The following is a 17222-nucleotide window of genomic DNA, read 5'->3' as shown; positions in this document are numbered from 1 at the left end:
TGACTTCGTCCGCGGCAACCAAACCGCTGGCAATAACAGAATAACTGTTCAGATTTTGTTCAATTCAGCCTTTATCCAGTCATCGAGAGCGGGTATCATGCCAACCCTTTTTCGAACTCTCATGATCCGGCCCCACTTCAGGGAAGTCCTATGTCGGCGGTACGCATCGGCCCATATACATTGCAGAACGGTTTGATTCTCGCCCCGATGGCGGGCGTCACCGACCAGCCCTTTCGTCAGCTGTGCAAGCGTCTGGGCGCAGGGCTTGTAGTCTCGGAAATGGTCACCAGTGACATGAGCCTGTGGAACACCCGCAAGTCGCGCATGCGCATGATCCACGAAGGCGATCCCGAGCCACGCTCGGTGCAGATTGCCGGTGGCGATGCGCAGATGCTGGCGGATGCGGCACGGGCCAACGTCGAACTGGGCGCGCAGATTATTGATATCAACATGGGTTGCCCGGCAAAGAAGGTCTGCAACAAGGCCGCCGGCTCCGCGCTATTGAAAGACGAAGCACTGGTTACCGAGATCCTGCAGGCCGTGGTCGCTGCAGTGGATGTGCCGGTGACCCTGAAGATCCGCACCGGATGGGATCGCGACAACAAGAACGGCCTGACCGTGGCGAAGATCGCCGAGCAGGCCGGGATCACCGCGCTGGCAGTGCATGGCCGCACTCGCGCCGATCTGTACACCGGCGAAGCCGAGTACGACACAATTGCCGCGATCAAGCAGGCGGTGTCGATGCCGGTGTTTGCCAATGGCGATATCGATTCGCCGGAAAAGGCCCGTTACGTGCTCGACGCGACCGGTGCCGATGGCCTGCTGATAGGCCGGGCTGCCCAGGGGCGGCCATGGATTTTTCGCGAGATCGAACACTTCCTGCGTACCGGCGAGAAATTGCCGGCGCCGGAGCTGAGCGAAGTGGAACGCATCCTGCTGGAGCATCTGGCCGCACTTCACGCCTTCTATGGGGATGTGATGGGTGTCCGTATTGCCCGCAAGCATGTGGGCTGGTATCTCGCAACCTTGCCGGGCGCCAGGGAGTTTCGCGCCCACTTCAATCGTTTGGATGGTACGGAAACACAATGCGCCAACGTTCGGGAGTTTTTCGCCGAGCGTTACAAGAGCCTGACAGGGGACGAAGAAGGGGTGGCCGCATGACGATGATGACCGAGACTTTAGTGAGTGGAACAGCACCCGTGAGCGACAACGTGAATTTGAAACAGCACCTCAATACCCCGAGCGAAGAAGGTCAGACCCTTCGCGGGAGTGTCGAGAAGGCGCTGCACAATTATTTCGCCCACCTTGAGGGCGCGTCCGTCACGGATGTGTACAACCTGGTGCTCTCCGAAGTCGAGGCTCCCCTGCTCGAAAGCGTGATGAACTACGTCAAGGGCAACCAGACCAAGGCCAGTGAGCTGCTGGGACTCAACCGCGGCACACTGCGCAAGAAACTCAAGCAGTACGATCTGCTGTAAGCATTCAATCAAACCAGAAAGGCGCCCGCGTAAAACCGGTCGCCTTTTTTGCTGACTTCCTTTGCTTTTGATGGAAATTGAGATGACCGACCAGACTACCCGCCTGCCGATCCGCCGCGCCTTGATCAGCGTTTCCGACAAGACCGGGATCCTCGAATTCGCCAAGGAGCTTGAAGCCCTCGGCGTCGAGATCCTCTCCACCGGCGGAACGTTCAAGCTGCTGCGCGACAACGGTGTTGCCGCAGTGGAAGTCGCGGATTACACCGGTTTCGCGGAAATGATGGACGGTCGGGTGAAAACCCTGCACCCGAAAATCCACGGCGGGATCCTCGGTCGTCGCGGTATCGACGACGCGATCATGAACGAGCACGGCATCAAGCCGATCGACCTGGTTGCGGTCAACCTGTACCCGTTCGAAGCCACCATCAACAAGCCAGGCTGCGACCTGCCGACAGCTATCGAGAACATCGACATCGGCGGCCCGACCATGGTCCGTTCGGCAGCGAAAAACCATAAAGACGTGGCGATCGTGGTGAATGCCAGCGATTACGCCAACGTTCTGCAAAACCTCAAGGCCGGCGGCCTGACCTACGCTCAGCGTTTCGACCTGATGCTCAAGGCCTTCGAACACACCGCTGCCTACGACGGCATGATCGCCAACTACATGGGCACCGTGAATCAGGCTGCCGACGTGCTGAGCACCGAAGGCCGCAGCGAATTCCCGCGTACCTTCAACAGCCAGTTCATCAAGGCTCAGGAAATGCGCTACGGCGAGAACCCGCACCAGAGCGCGGCGTTCTACGTGGAAGCCAAGCCTGCTGAAGTCGGCATCGCCACCGCGACCCAACTGCAAGGCAAAGAGCTGTCTTACAACAACGTGGCCGACACCGACGCCGCGCTGGAATGCGTGAAGAGCTTCGTCAAGCCGGCCTGCGTGATCGTCAAGCACGCCAACCCGTGCGGCGTGGCCGTGAGCCCGGACGCCGAGGGCGGCATCCGCCAGGCCTACGAACTGGCCTACGCCACCGACACCGAGTCGGCCTTCGGCGGCATCATCGCCTTCAACCGTGAACTGGATGCCGAGACCGCCAAGGCGATCGTCGAGCGTCAGTTCGTGGAAGTGATCATCGCGCCAAGCGTCAGCGCAGAAGCTCGCGCTGTTGTGGCGGCCAAAGCCAACGTGCGCCTGCTGGCCTGCGGCGAGTGGTCGGCGGATCGCATTCCGGCCTGGGACTACAAGCGCGTCAACGGTGGCCTGCTGGTGCAGAGCCGCGACATCGGCATGATCGGCGCCGACGACCTGAAAGTGGTGACCCAGCGTGCACCGACCGAACAGGAAATCCACGACCTGATCTTTGCCTGGAAAGTGGCCAAGTTCGTCAAATCCAACGCCATCGTCTACGCCAAGAACCGTCAGACCATCGGTGTCGGCGCTGGCCAGATGAGCCGCGTAAACTCGGCACGTATCGCCGCGATCAAGGCTGAACACGCCGGTCTGCAAGTGCAGGGCGCGGTGATGGCATCGGACGCGTTCTTTCCGTTCCGCGACGGCATCGACAACGCAGCCAAGGTCGGCATCACTGCGGTGATCCAGCCAGGCGGCTCGATGCGTGATGCTGAAGTGATTGCCGCCGCTGACGAGGCTGGCATCGCCATGGTGTTCACCGGCATGCGCCACTTCCGTCACTGATTCAACTCGATACAAATGTGGGAGCGGGCTTGCTCGCGAATGCAATCTGTCAGCGACAACTGTTTCGACTGACACACCGCTTTCGCGAGCAAGCCCGCTCCCACAGAAAAGCAGCCCAGTGCTGCCTCCAGAATTAGCGTCATCCGAGGTTTTTGAAATGAATGTTTTGATCATTGGCAGCGGTGGCCGTGAACACGCCCTGGCCTGGAAAGTGGCTCAGGATCCGCGCGTGCAGAAGGTTTTCGTCGCGCCGGGCAACGCCGGGACCGCGATTGAAGCCAAGTGCGAGAACGTCGCCATCGACGTGCTGGCCCTTGAGCAACTGGCCGACTTTGCCGAGAAAAACGTTTCCCTGACCATCGTCGGCCCGGAAGTGCCGCTGGTGGCTGGCGTGGTCGATCTGTTCCGCTCCCGTGGCCTGGACTGCTTCGGCCCGACCGCCGGTGCTGCGCAACTGGAAGGCTCGAAAGCCTTCACCAAGGATTTCCTCGCGCGCCACAAGATCCCGACCGCCGACTACCAGAACTTCACCGAGATCGAGCCGGCCCTGGCTTATCTGCGTGAAAAAGGCGCACCGATCGTGATCAAGGCCGATGGCCTGGCCGCCGGTAAAGGCGTGATCGTTGCCATGACCCTGGCCGAAGCCGAAGACGCCGTGCGTGACATGCTCGCCGGCAACGCGTTCGGTGATGCCGGTTCGCGCGTGGTGATCGAAGAATTCCTCGACGGCGAAGAAGCCTCGTTCATCGTCATGGTCGACGGCAAGAACGTACTGCCGATGGCGACCAGCCAGGACCACAAACGTGTTGGCGACGGTGACAGCGGCCCGAACACTGGCGGCATGGGTGCCTACTCCCCTGCCCCGGTGGTCACCGCCGACGTGCACCAGCGCGTGATGGACCAGGTGATCTGGCCGACCGTGCGTGGCATGGCCGAAGAAGGCAACGTCTACACCGGTTTCCTGTACGCCGGTCTGATGATCGACAAGGCCGGTAACCCGAAAGTCATCGAATTCAACTGCCGCTTCGGTGACCCGGAGACCCAACCGGTGATGCTGCGTCTGCAGTCGAGCCTGGTGCTGCTGGTCGAAGCCGCTCTGGCGCAAGCGCTGGACAAGGTTGAAGCACAGTGGGATCCACGTCCGAGCGTCGGCATCGTGCTGGCCGCCGGCGGCTACCCGGGCGACTACGCCAAGGGTGCAGCGATCAACGGTCTGGACGCAGCCGCAGGCCTGGAAGGCAAAGTCTTCCACGCCGGGACTGCGCTCAAAGATGGCAACGTGGTGACGGCCGGTGGTCGCGTACTCTGCGCCACCGCCATGGGCGCCAGCGTCAGCGAAGCGCAGCAGCAAGCCTACAAGCTGGCCGCCGCCATCGACTGGGAAGGCTGCTTCTACCGCAAGGACATTGGCTACCGCGCCATTGCCCGTGAACGTGGCGAAACCCAGGAATAAGCTGTCCTTCAAGTCCGGCGCGGGATGCAGTCCCTCGCCGGGCTGTTCCGCCGCCGCGCATCGTTATATTCTGGCATCAACCTACGAAGGGATTTCGCCGTGCGCTGGCTCAGGATTGCCATAAGCTTCACCGTCACGCTGCTGACCTTGCTCTGCATGCTTCCGGCCCAGGCCGCGCAAGGCAGTGGCTGGTCGGTATTGCTTGACGATCAGGGCAATCTGCAACTGAGCGACATCCGCTCGGCTCGCTACACCAATCAATTCAGCCCTATCGAACTTGATCGCCTCACGGCGGCCGAGCCCGATGGCGCACTGTGGCTGCGCTTCAAACTGGCGCCGGGCAAGCACGAGCAAGTGCTGCGAATCTTCGCCCCCGACCTGTCCAACCTCAGCCTTTACGTGCTGGACGGCGACAAGCTGATCGAGCAACGCACCTCCGGCACCCATCAGCCACAGGTCGAACGGCCACTGCCGAGCAGCGATTTCCTGCTGCCGCTGCCGCAAAGCGACAAGTCCCTCGACGTCTATCTGCGGATGGTTTCCGACCATCAGCTACGCCCGCACATCGCCCTGCAATCGGCGGTGCTGAGTGCCGCCAACCAGAACCAGACGCTGATATTCGGTCTGCTGTTCGGCTGCCTCGGCATGTTGCTGCTGCACAACCTCGTGCGCTACGCCTACTCCCGTTCGCGCAGCAGCCTGTGGCTGGCGGTCTGCGAAGGCCTGCTGGGCCTGAGCCTGTTGCTGTTGCTCAACCTCGCCGGCCCGTGGCTGCCGAACTGGCATGCGATCCAGACCCCGGGCGCGTATCTGGCCCTGCTGCTGACCGCCCCGGCCGGGCTGATGTTCGCCCTGCGTTTCTTCGCCCCGCTCGGCCCGCACCCGCTGAACAAACTGTTGCTGGGCGACATTCTGTTCATCGTGATCTGCAGCCTGCTGCTGTTGTTCGTCAACACCCTGCCGCTGAACATCATCACTTACGCGCTGGTGGCCCTGGCCGGTCTGAGCATGTTGCTGGTCGGCTTCTATCACTGGCAGAAGGGCTACCGTCCGGCGCGGCTGTTCGTTGCCGGGATGGTGGTGTTCAACATCGGCACGCTGATCATTCTGCCGGCGTTGCTGGGGCTGACCCTGGTGTCGCCGCAAGGCCTGATCATGACCCTGATGGCGTTTATCTGCATCAGTGGCCTGCTGATGAGCATCGCCTTGGGTGAACGTCAGCGCAGCATCACCGAAAGCCGTTTCAGCATCAGCCGCGACCTCGCCGCCAGCAACGCCGAGATCAACGCCAAGGCCGAATTCCTCGCCAAGATCAGCCACGAAATCCGCACCCCGATGAACGGCGTGCTGGGCATGACCGAGCTGTTGCTGGGCACGCCGCTGTCGGTCAAGCAACGCGACTACGTGCAAACCATCCACAGCGCCGGCAACGAACTGCTGACGTTGATCAACGAGATTCTCGACATCTCCAAACTCGAGTCCGGGCAGATCGAGCTGGACGATGTGCAGTTCGACCTCAACGCGCTGATCGACGATTGCCTGAGCATCTACCGCGCCAAGGCCGAACAGCAGAACGTCGAGCTGATCAGTTTCATCCAGCCGCAGGTGCCGCGGGTGATCAGCGGCGATCCGACCCGCTTGCGCCAGACGTTGCTGAGCCTGCTGGAAAATGCCCTGAAGAAAACCGACGAAGGCGAAGTGCTGATCGTCGTTGCCCTTGACGAGCGCAGCGTCAAACCGCGCCTGCGCATCGCCGTGCAGGACAGCGGCCAGCCGATGGAGCCGGAAGAGCGCGAGGCGCTGCTGCACGCCGAACTGCACAGCAAGCATTTCCTCTCGGCCAACCGTCTGGGCGGCAACCTCGGGTTGGTGATCGCGCGACAGCTGATTCGCCTGATGCACGGCGAGTTCGGCATCAAGAGCGGCGCCAATCAGGGCAGCACGCTGTGGCTGACTCTGCCGCTGGACCCGGATCGCCTCGAACACCCGACCTCCGACCTCGACGGCCCGCTGCAAGGTGCGCGGGTACTGGTGGTGGACGACAACGACACCTGCCGCAAGGTGCTGGTGCAGCAATGCAGTGCCTGGGGCCTGAACGTCAGCGCCGTGCCGTCGGGCAAGGAAGCGCTGGCGTTGCTGCGCACCAAGGCGCACCTGCGTGACTACTTCGATGTGGTGCTGCTGGATCAGAACATGCCCGGCATGACCGGCATGCAACTGGCGGCCAAGATCAAGGAAGACCCGAGCCTCAACCACGACATTCTGTTGATCATGCTCACCGGCATCAGCAATGCGCCGAGCAAGATCATCGCGCGCAACTCGGGGATCAAGCGCATCCTCGCCAAACCGGTGGCCGGCTATACGCTCAAGACCACGCTGGCCGACGAATTGAATCAGCGCAACAAGGGTCAGGTGGTGTTCCAGCCGCAAGTGGTTACCCCCGCCACAGCAGCCAAGGTGCCGAGCGATTTCCGCATTCTGGTCGCCGAAGACAACACCATTTCCACCAAAGTGATTCGCGGCATGCTCGGCAAGCTCAACCTGCAACCGGACACCGCCAGCAACGGCGAAGAAGCCCTGCAAGCGATGAAGGCCCAGCGTTACGACCTGGTGTTGATGGACTGCGAAATGCCGATCCTCGATGGCTTCTCGGCAACCCAGCAACTGCGTGCGTGGGAAGTCAGCAATCAGCGCATCCGCACGCCAATCGTTGCGCTGACCGCGCACATCCTCGCCGAACACAAGGAACGTGCGCGTCAGGCCGGGATGGACGGGCACATGGCCAAACCGGTGGAGCTGTCGCAACTGCGCGAGCTGATCGAACATTGGGTCGCCCAGCGCGATCAGCAGAACCGCACGGCCTCGACCTTCTGAGCAGGCCTGCCCGGTTGCGCCTCAATCGGCTGCGCAAAGCTGCCTGACTGCCCCTTCGTCGGGCAACGTCAACCGCACAACGTTGTCCTTCAACCTGTCCCTGATTTTCAGAGCAACGGCGGCGCGTGCCGGAGCATAGAGGGTCTCAGACAAGTAGGCGCCGGCGTAACGCATGCATACGTCGCCGCGCACATCCTCGGCCTGAAACAGCTCGGCCAGGGGGTTGCCGCCAAGCACCCGATCAGTCGCAAGCTCAAGATAGACACTGGTCAAGGAGGTCGGCGTGTTCGCGACGACCACCAGCAGGCGCACAGCCGTGGCGGACGCAAGCCCATCTCCGGACTCGGACGCCAGGATGCTCTTCTGGATGTGCCTGCGCAGCAAACCCATGGCCGGCTCGGTGCCGGACAGGCCTGCCAGACGTCGCAGCGCTACAGATGCAGCGCCACTGTTATCCACAGCGTCGCTGAACATCGCGGTGAGGACCCAATCACCAAGCGACTCGACGTTATCCTTTTCGATGGACCATTGCCGTCGAGCTCTGGAGTGGCGCAGCCAATAGTTATCCAGCAACTGCACATACGCGCCATACCAGTCGATCTCTGCCGTCTTTTCGATTTTTTTATTGGCCGCCAATTGCGCCAGCAACAGGCACTCGATCAAATCGTCATAGGGCGCCAGCTCCTCCGTTACCGGAACCAGCACAACGGCGCCGCCAACAATCAATACTGAATATTCGTCATTCATATCATTGCTCCCGATAACAAAAAAGGCAGCCGAAACCGGCTGCCTTTTTTTGATCAATCAAATTTCAATATCGACAATCTTTTCACTGTGAACGATGAGTTTATTTTTAATAGTTTCACGAACCGAGTCCGCTTTTAATGTGTTTTTGACAAATACCGTTTCGCCTCGATACAGGTTTACATTACGCACATCGACGTCGACGAACAGCACTTTGGTAGAAGTATTCCTGCGCTGGAAACGCACGGTGCCGAGGGCCATGATCGATTCGCCATCGACTTCAACACATGCACCTGCGGAGATTCCGCCAACACCGTGTTGCAGCAGATTGCGCTCATAAGCCGTCAGTGCGGCAGTATCACGCTTCTGCAGGGCCGAGATCGCATCTCCCGCCACCTTGAGCATCAATGCACTGGCCGGGCCTGGCAGCGCAGCGCCGGCAACCACGGAACCGAGGATTTCCAGTACCAGTTTGTCCATACGCACGCTGGTGCCCTCGACATCCAGGTTGCTGTAATACTTTCTGACAGGTGTCCAGCCTGCCTGGGTCATCACCTCGCGAAAGCGCAGATACCACTCTTTACCCTGCTCTTCGGCCGGGTACTGTTTGTTTGCTGCGAGCGTCGCGAAGAGGAAAGCGTTTGCCGCATCACGTTGGTTTTGGAGACTCATCTTGCCCACAAAGCCCATCGTCCCTTCACCTACAACAGCCCCCTTGGACGGTGCTTCTACGTCGTCCCCTATACCCATCAGGGCGTGAGGACGAATAACCAACTGGTCGTCGATCTCACACTCTTCAATCGCTTTAACACAAGAAGCAATATAACTTTCGCGAACAGCTTGATTATGCACAATAAAATCCTTATTAATCATCAGACAAGTTCCTCTTGAACTTGCGACCAAACAATAACCAAACAAACATACAACCACAAACCCGATTCTGTAACATCATATCCAAACAACAAAAACAACTAACAAAAAAGAACAACACAACAATCAAAATAAAGTCCGAAAAAAATGAACTGCCGTGCGCAGCATCTTCTGCGCACACAAGCAACTAAGCGACTGATAGACTCGCTGCCACCCCTCTCCGGATGCGAGCCGCCCTCATGCTCCACGTGTTATTCAGCGTTTACCTGAAGATGCTGGTGCTCTACAGCCCGTTCTTCGTGTTGTCCTGCTTCATCAGCCTGACCCGTGGCTACTCGCGCAAGGAACAGCGGCGCCTCGCCTGGAAAGTGGCGATTGCCACGCTGGTCTCCAGCGTCCTGCTGTATCTGTTCGGACGGGTGATTTTCGACGTGTTCGGGATCACTGCGGACGCGTTCCGCATCGGTGCCGGCAGCGTGCTGTTCATCTCGGCGCTGGGCATGGCCCAGGGCAAACCGGTGGTGCAAAGTGACAACGTGCAGCAGGATGTGACCATCGTCCCGCTGACCATTCCGTTGACGGTCGGCCCGGGCACCATCGGCGCCCTGCTGGTGATGGGCGTCAGCCAGCCGCACTGGGACGACAAACTGACCGCGATCATGAGTATTACCCTGGCCAGCTTCACCGTCGGGGTAGTGCTGTACCTGTCCAATCACATCGAGCGCATCCTCGGCGATCAAGGCTTGCAGATCGTCAGCCGCCTGATGGGACTGTTCGTCTGCGCGCTGGCGGCGCAGATCATCTTCACCGGGGTAAAGGGTTACCTGGTTTCCTGAAGATCGGTAAAAAGGCCTGCGCAGTGAGCTGCGCAGGCCTTTTCAGTTACAGCGGTGCGTCACGCCGGCACGGCGTCGAGCAATCGTTCAAGTGTGACACTGCCGTCGGCGTCTGCGCGGTCACGCAGCCACTGCACCAGGCTCGACACCGGATAGGAGCGACCGCCCTCGAATCCGAGGAACACCTCGCCACGCATCGCCGGATCACTCGAACACACATCACGCAGGATCAGGCTGTGCTGGCGGTCCGGGTCGACGATGAGCAAATGCTCCCCGACCTGCGACAGTTGCAGTTGCTGCGGCGCATCCAGCTGCCAGATCAACTTGCCGGGAATCGCCGGCACCTCGCCCAGACGGTGGCGGCAATCGACGATCACCGAATCCAGACGCAACCAGCAGGCCTTCGACAGGTGACAGGTCACATCACCCTGCCCCAAGCGCAGAACCAGGCAGCGCACGTCATCGGCAATCAGCGGCAACAGGTCCTCGACCTTGTTCTGCGCCTCGACCACCAAGACCTCGGCGTCACGCTGCACATACTCGAAAGGGCCGATACTCTGGTGGCCAGGGTAGACAACCACCCGCTGCGCCTGGCGCTCGTGCAACAACACATGGCGGTGGCGAGTGCCGAGCAATTCGCAATCCTGTGGCAGATTCTGGTCCGCCACGCGGATCAACCGCGCATTCGCCACGTCGTACCATTGCAGGCTGCCGGAGCCGGATTCCACGGCGATGAACGGCTCATGCTCGGCGGTCTCGAGCAAGCCCTGCAGTGCAGCCAGCCATTGTTCGCCGTGCTCGCGGACCCAGCGCTGTTCGACGCCAATGATTCGCTCCGCTTCCTCAGACCGCAACAGGAGTGACACGCCGTTGACCGTAGTCCCGCGCAGCCCGCCGCCATCACCGGTCACACGGCTGAATCGCCAGTCCTCCCACTCGGCCTGCGGCGCCGGCAGCAGGGCGGCCGACAACAGTTGTGCGCCGCTGCCGAAGGCCTGCTCAAGCAGCAGATGGTCAAAGAACACCTGCCTGCAGATCGCGCCGCTGGCAACGTCGAACAGCCACGCTGCCTGATTGTCCGGGGTGATACCGAGCAGGCGCATCTCGCGCTCATGGCCCGGATCGCACAACAGCAAGCGGTTATCCACAGACCAGGCACACAGGTTGTGCTCACCGCCGGCATTGCGCACACCGAGAATGGCAAAACTGTTGATCGGATACTGCGTCGCCAGCGCTTGCAGTGCCTGCCACCACTGCGCCCGATCCTTGAGCCAACGCTCAGTAGTGCCCCCAAGCAACGCTTCACCCTGGGCGCTCAGGTTGAAAAACAGCCCGTCGTCGGTCAGCGCCAGGTACCCACCCTCAACCGCCACTACGTCCTTGAGCCCGGCGGGCTGCACCCACTGATGCGTCCACTGCGCCGGCCAGCGTTCGCTGCCGGCGGACGTGGTCCGTTGCACCCGGCACAACTTCTGCGCCAGCCGGTCGTAAATGCAAAACAGATCGTGTTCATCGCTGAGCGGCAGGAGCACCAGGTCGCCGAGCTGCCTGATCGAATCGGCCCAGCCCCGGGTGTGCGGATACGGGGCATAGGGATGAATGCACAAGCGGTCACGACTGCGGATCCACACCAGGTCACGCTTGTGCGTATCGAACAGCCAGCAGACGGATACGTAGTCCGCCGGTTGCCAGTCGACCGTGGTGACCCCGGCACGCTCGGGCACCGGCGAAAGCTCCCCATACTCGCCAAACACCACCGACCACTGCGCGAGGATCGGCTGGGCAAACACCTGGCGACCCAGCTCCCGGTCCAGCTCGTGGATCACCGCCACCAGTTGCAACCGACCATCATGGATCAGGTAATTGAACTGCGTGACTTTCCCGTCAGCGCCGACCCATTGCTGCTCGACATGGATCACGCCTTGGGCATCGGCATCAATGCGTCGCACGTGGCATTCACCGGCCAGCACCAGCAGGCGGTAACGGTATTTGAGCAATCCGCTGACCGCATCGACCTGCCAGATGTCGTAGTTCTGCGCTTCGTAGAAATAGGCAAAATCATTCACCACCACCGCCAGCAACGCTTCATCCGCGGCCAGCACCTCTGCGCTGCGGATGTACAGAAAACGATTCTCTGCAGCGTCGTACCAGGCCGTGGTGTAGCGCGGCTGGTCCTCGGGCTCAAACGGAATCGGGAAATGCTGAACCGGCGTGTAGGGCAACCCCAGCCGATGCTCCCGGGCCAGCCCCTGGTAATGCAGAAGCAGCGATTGCTCGTTCTCACCGGAAGGTGCGCTCTGCTCGAGAATATCCAGTCGTCCGCCAGCGCGATTGACCTTGAACCGTTGGCGCCCTGTCAGCTGAAGCATGACCTCGTGGCGCCCCCTGCCGGTGAACGTCACCTTGACGCCGCCGACAGAAAGCCCCCCACCGACTTCGACCTGCACATCCGCCTCGGTCGCCCAGGTTGCCACCAGGCTCCACTGGCACAGCTGCAGGCTGGGCGCCTGCAACTCGATACTGACGCCGCGATTGAGGATCAGCGAGCACGCAGCGCCCGCCCCTTCAATCCGGTAAGTCAGGTGATCGTGCCAGGCTGTCGGGACCATCGGCACTGCCAGCGCACGCTCGCGGGCGTCCAGCTGCACCTCGATCACCGTTGGCCGATACGACGGTGCCAGGCGATTCACGATGTAGTGGGTGGGAAAGGAGTAGAACGAAAAGAGGAATTTCCACTGGCCGTCCTTATCCTTTTTTTCCAGCCTGCGAGCGGTATCGAAGCCCGTGTCGTGGCGCAGACTCGAGAACGGCAAGGCCTTGTATTCGTAGCCGTAGAACGTGATCGGCGTACACGGCAGGACGACCAGTTGCCCACTCGGCAGCTCGACATTGAGGTGACCGGGAAGCCCCAGTTCGCGGCGCAGATCGAGCGCCTGTTGCTCATCCGGATTGAAATCCGGCACCCCGAAATGGTCGCGCAACCGATACACCTTCGGGCTGCCGAGCAGCAGGCTGGCGCGGCTGAAATCGAGACGTTGCACGACCAGCGCAGGGTGCACGACCCAGCCCCCCTGCGCAGCATCATGGCGATATCCGACACCGCGATAGGCCCGCTCCAGATCGTCGAAAAACAGCCCGACGTCCTGCGCCTGTTGCGCAATTCTGGCAAAGCCCTGGGCCAGGGCCGCGACGCCCACGGCCAGTCCACCGAGGATCACCCCGGCGCCGCCGAGCACGGCAGCGGCCGTCGCCGCACCCGCAGTGGCCGCACCCAGACCACCAGCGGTCAATGCCAGACTGGCGGAGTCGAATGCCAGTTGCGTGCCAAACTGCGCCCGCTCGAGCTCGTTGTCCGCCGCCGCCAATTGATAGATGTCGAAGCCGACATTCGCCAGCCCCAGCACCGCTCCCACCCCTTCGTTGGCGACATGCCCCAGCGCCTCGCCAACCACCGGTGCGCAGGTGCGGGCAATGACCTTCTCCTCCTTGAGCGCGGTTCTGAGCAGAGCGATCAGACCCGCGACATCCGCGACATTGCCGTGCGCCAGTTGCGCGTAATTGACGTACGCGTGCAGCCGCACGGCAGTGGTCAATGTGCGGCCGTCGCCCTCGCGACCGCGCAAGGCGTTCATCAATGCCTGGATCGTGAACCCACTATTGAGGGTGTGCACGGCGCCGGCCTCGATCAACTCCGGCGCGGGCCGGGTGCCGAGGGTCACGAACTGCTCGGACAGATAACGCCTGATCCGCAGCAGACGATGATCGGTGCTGACCACCTGCACCACCTGCTCGCTCTGCACCGGGTCGATCAGGTTGATCCGGTATTTGCCATCGGCGGTTATCTCAAGGGTTTCGAACAGCGGCACCAGCGGTTTTGCCAAGCTGTGCAGCGCCTGCAAGGCGTCGGTCGTGTGGGCGATCTGCTGTCCCCACCAATGACTGTCCAGATCGCGCAGACTGCGCCCCAGAGGCGGATTGCTGACCAGCGACTGGCCGCGCGCACTGTTCAGGCGCTGGCGAATCCGTCCACCTGAATGCTCCGGCAGCACACTGTCGGACGCCAGCAATTGCCCGACGCGAAAGCCTGCGGACAGCTGCAGAGCCGAGATCTTTTGCCCGTGCAACTCGATCAGATCAAACGTCGGGCGCGCCTCGTCACCATAGGCCGCATAGTATTTCGCCAGGCCTTGCTTCAGAAACAGGTCGGTCAGCGCCTGCCGGAACAAGGCCGGATCACTGAACTCGAACACGCCGAAGTTGGGATCGTAGAAGTGATAAGTGACGCGTTCGCCGTCGAAGGTTTTCGCCAGCAGCATGGCGTGATTGTCCGAGTTGAGCATCAGCGTGCGCGAGCTGCCGTAGGCTTCAAGGGTGCTGCCGAGCTGCTGCAGATCGACACGCCCCAGGGGCTGGCCGATGTCGTGCAATTGCACGCTTTGCAACTCCTCGAGTGCCTCCAGAAACACCTTCGAATCGCTCTGGTGCGGCTCGACAGTCGCCAGGAAAAAACGCTCGCGCAAGCGCCGCGATGCGGCAACACCCTGCTCCAGCGCAGCACTCATGATCAGCGCAAGCGGGTAACAGCGGCCACCGGGATCACCCGGGCCCTTGAGCAACAGATCCTGAGGCACCAGCTTGATGTCGCTGGCCTCGATTTGCCCCAGCACCTGCCCCAATCGCAGGATCACCTGCTCACGATGCTCGCGAGTGGCCACTTCCTGGATATGCCCGACATGCCGCCCCCACTGCAACAGCGTGTGAGCCTGCGACAGCGCCGCGCGCTTCAGCGTCAGCGCGCTGTCCGACGACAGCATCGGCTGATCGACATGACTGGCCAGACCGGCCATGAACGCCGTCGCCCGCTGTTGATAAAGATGACGCTCGATGGCCGCGTAGCGCACCGACGCCCCCACTTCGGCAACACGGTTGGCCAGGTTGTCGAGTTCGGCAGCGACCGCCATGAAGCTTTGATTGTCCAGTGAGCCCGCGCCCAACAGTTGCCCCAACAGCACCCGCTGCAAGGCACTGACCTGGAAAAACTGCAGCGAGCCTTCGGCGATACTGCTCAGCAATTCATCCAGCGCCAGCCCCTGAACCCGCTCGTCGCTCAGCGCCACCGGCGCTTGCAGCATTGCAGGCTGCGCCTTGATGGCCTGGCGGTCGGCGAAATCGAGCCCCGGGCCCGCAGGAAAATCCAGCGCGCCATTATGGCCTCGGCGCATTGCGGCCACGAACGGTTCGCCGAGCCTGTCGATCATCCGTTGCAGAACATCCGTCAACAACACCGGTCGGCCTTCGATGACCGGCCATCCCTCTTCAAACAGCACGGTCTGCTGTTTCAGCAGGGCCGCCACATCACCGTTGTAGCGCGCGCTGTATTGCCCTTGCCGCCAGCGTTGCTGCTCGTCGACAACCCATTGTTCATCGTCGTTGGCGTTGTCTTTCCAAGAGTGATCCTGTTCTTCCTCGGTCTTGTCGTTGATTATCCAGAGTGGCTCGATGGCCGCCTCCAGGCGCAGGGTTTCCGCTTCTCGCGGGACAAAGTGCTGCCGTTCGTAATCGGCCATGCCATCGCGCATCGCCGCCGGTCCGGTCAGATAAATCGTCCCCTCGCTCTGCGGGCGGATGCCGTCACTGAAGTAGCCCGCGATGGCCAGCATCAGAAAGCTGGCCGCCACGTCTTCGGTCATCGACAGTTCGGCCAGAGGGCCGAAGGCCTGCTCGAGCACTTCGCGCGCCAGCCCGGTCATGCCGTCAAAATCGCTCAAGGCGACGCCACGCTTGGCAGCAAGGCGGGCCGTTTCGTCGATCGACTCATAGTTGAACCGAAACCGCTCGATCACACTGTTGAGCATCGGCGCTTGCGCATGGGCCGTCAGGAATGAGTTGCTCAATGTGTTCTGTACGGCAACGGCTCGCAAGGCCTGTGGCCGCGCCAGCAGCTGCGCCGGGGCCTGGAACACTTCGTTCAGCGCGGGCTGTTGCCGGGCAAAGGCCTCAAGCGCGGGGCGATGCTCGGCGGGTATGCGGTCCAGGTAGTCAGTGTAGGTGTCACGCCGGGTCTGCCGTCCAGGCATCCAGTGCGGGTTGTGATCAAGCAACAGTTGCAGGACGCCCAGACGCGCATCGCCGCCGAACCCACTGATGTCGACGCCCCCCAGGCGCCGGGCCAGCGGCGGCAGATTGTCGACATCGGCATAGGCGCCGCCCTCGTTATACAAGGCCTCGACCCGCACCACATCAGAGGCGGCGGCCAGATTGCCGCGCAACCGGGTCTCGCGCTCGTAGATCGTCTGCAATTGCAGTGGCGTGTCGAGGTCATGCAGGTCGCGCAACTGCAGATCGCCGCCCGCGAGATCCAGCAGACTGCGACGGTTTTGTTCGATCCGCGTCTCCAGATCTGCGGCGTCCTGGCCGTAGGCCCGGGCCAACAGGTCGACCCGCGCTTCATCCGCTGACAGCCCCTGCTCGAGCGCTGCCTGGATGTGCATGAACATCTGTTGCTTGAGAACGATCACGCGTTCTTCGTACAACGTGCCCAGAGCCGCTGCGGAAATGCTGTGATTGCCACCCTGTTGCATGGCGTCAGCCTTGGCGGCCTCAACGATCAATCTGTCGGTTTGCCAGGCCAGCAACGCGTCACTGTCGTACCACAGATGCAGGCGATAGCCCTGCCCGCTCAAGACCTGTTTCCATACGTTGAGATAATCCCGCTGTATCGGGCCCAGCCCCCCGCCGAGCCAGACAAAGTGCAGATTTTTCGGTACCTCAGTGGCCACGCTCCTGGCATAGGACTGGCTGTTTTTCAGGCGGGTTTCGAAGGCCTCGATGCGGCTGTAGATCTGCGATAAGTCTTGGGGCCGTGCTGGCGCGTCGTCGGCATCGCGGCGCACGCGCGACAGCCCGAGCAACTGCCCCAGCGATTGTTTGAGCAATGCCAGGGGTTCGATCAATCGGGGCGAATCGAGCAGACCAATGCACGCAAAGTAATAACGCCAGACTGACTGCCAGGTGTCACTGTCGCGGTGCGCCAACAGGGCCTGTTCCAGATCCGCCTGTTTGAACAGGTTGATGAAATTCACATAACCACTGGCGTCTTGAAGTCTCTGATCCTGCATGAAAGTTTCTCCTTTGCCCTGAGCCGACATGTGTGCCTGCTGGCACTTTCCATGCCCGCCAAACTAACCACTGGCGAATAAGGGCTCAAACTGCAAAACATTCAATACATGTCAAAACAGACAACTAAAAAACAACTGGCAACACCTGTAACAGCAACA

At 61.2% G+C, this 17222-nt stretch carries 9 protein-coding genes; 6 read left to right on the top strand and 3 right to left on the bottom strand.

What is annotated here, in order from left to right:
• Window positions 1-150 precede the first annotated feature (150 nt).
• The 5 genes from dusB to LCH64_RS08180 all read left to right on the top strand — a co-directional run bounded on the left by dusB (window position 151) and on the right by LCH64_RS08180 (window position 7495).
• Window positions 151-1161 (top strand): tRNA dihydrouridine synthase DusB, encoded by a 1011-nt coding sequence (gene dusB, locus LCH64_RS08200; protein WP_003221277.1) that lies wholly within the window; start codon window positions 151-153, stop codon window positions 1159-1161.
• Window positions 1158-1478, top strand: a complete 321-nt coding sequence (gene fis, locus LCH64_RS08195; RefSeq protein ID WP_003221275.1) for a DNA-binding transcriptional regulator Fis — start codon at window positions 1158-1160, stop codon at window positions 1476-1478. The genes dusB and fis overlap by 4 nt, the downstream gene beginning before the upstream one ends.
• An 82-nt stretch (window positions 1479-1560) precedes the next feature.
• Complete coding sequence (gene purH, locus LCH64_RS08190; RefSeq protein ID WP_226499936.1) at window positions 1561-3168, top strand: bifunctional phosphoribosylaminoimidazolecarboxamide formyltransferase/IMP cyclohydrolase; 1608 nt, start codon at window positions 1561-1563, stop codon at window positions 3166-3168.
• 157 nt (window positions 3169-3325) lie between these two features.
• Window positions 3326-4621 (top strand): phosphoribosylamine--glycine ligase, encoded by a 1296-nt coding sequence (gene purD, locus LCH64_RS08185; protein ID WP_003221269.1) that lies wholly within the window; start codon window positions 3326-3328, stop codon window positions 4619-4621.
• Between the two features lie 99 nt (window positions 4622-4720).
• The gene (locus LCH64_RS08180; protein WP_045122274.1) at window positions 4721-7495 is read left to right on the top strand and encodes a hybrid sensor histidine kinase/response regulator; all 2775 of its coding nucleotides are present in this window, start codon (window positions 4721-4723) and stop codon (window positions 7493-7495) included.
• Window positions 7496-7516: 21 nt separating this feature from the next.
• Here the strand turns inward: LCH64_RS08180 and LCH64_RS08175 are convergent, their stop codons facing one another.
• Complete coding sequence (locus LCH64_RS08175; protein ID WP_226499935.1) at window positions 7517-8242, bottom strand: hypothetical protein; 726 nt, start codon at window positions 8240-8242, stop codon at window positions 7517-7519.
• Between the two features lie 57 nt (window positions 8243-8299).
• The gene (locus tag LCH64_RS08170; RefSeq protein WP_103485987.1) at window positions 8300-9091 is read right to left on the bottom strand and encodes a hypothetical protein; all 792 of its coding nucleotides are present in this window, start codon (window positions 9089-9091) and stop codon (window positions 8300-8302) included.
• 257 nt (window positions 9092-9348) lie between these two features.
• On the opposite strand from LCH64_RS08170, the gene LCH64_RS08165 reads away from it, so the two are divergent.
• A complete protein-coding gene (locus LCH64_RS08165; protein ID WP_003221263.1) occupies window positions 9349-9945 on the top strand; it encodes a MarC family protein in 597 nt (198 codons plus the stop codon).
• Between the two features lie 59 nt (window positions 9946-10004).
• On the opposite strand, the gene LCH64_RS08160 is transcribed toward LCH64_RS08165, so the two are convergent.
• Window positions 10005-17063 (bottom strand): TcdA/TcdB pore-forming domain-containing protein, encoded by a 7059-nt coding sequence (locus tag LCH64_RS08160; protein ID WP_226499934.1) that lies wholly within the window; start codon window positions 17061-17063, stop codon window positions 10005-10007.
• Between the last annotated feature and the right edge of the window lie 159 nt (window positions 17064-17222).

It is taken from the genome of Pseudomonas sp. MWU16-30322 (assembly GCF_020515535.1).
GTDB lineage: Bacteria > Pseudomonadota > Gammaproteobacteria > Pseudomonadales > Pseudomonadaceae > Aquipseudomonas > Aquipseudomonas fluorescens_H.
Note: the sequence above shows the minus strand (reverse complement) of the source record. Positions and strands in the feature narration are given on the sequence as shown.

Bases quoted from the DNA above. Each gene is read 5' to 3' on its own strand.
- dusB (WP_003221277.1), top strand. From the start codon at position 151: ATGTCGGCGGTACGCATCGGCCCATATACATTGCAGAACGGTTTGATT.
- fis (WP_003221275.1), top strand. From the start codon at position 1,158: ATGACGATGATGACCGAGACTTTAGTGAGTGGAACAGCACCCGTGAGC.
- purH (WP_226499936.1), top strand. From the start codon at position 1,561: ATGACCGACCAGACTACCCGCCTGCCGATCCGCCGCGCCTTGATCAGC.
- purD (WP_003221269.1), top strand. From the start codon at position 3,326: ATGAATGTTTTGATCATTGGCAGCGGTGGCCGTGAACACGCCCTGGCC.
- LCH64_RS08175 (WP_226499935.1), bottom strand. From the start codon at position 8,242: ATGAATGACGAATATTCAGTATTGATTGTTGGCGGCGCCGTTGTGCTG.
- LCH64_RS08165 (WP_003221263.1), top strand. From the start codon at position 9,349: ATGCTCCACGTGTTATTCAGCGTTTACCTGAAGATGCTGGTGCTCTAC.
- LCH64_RS08160 (WP_226499934.1), bottom strand. From the start codon at position 17,063: ATGCAGGATCAGAGACTTCAAGACGCCAGTGGTTATGTGAATTTCATC.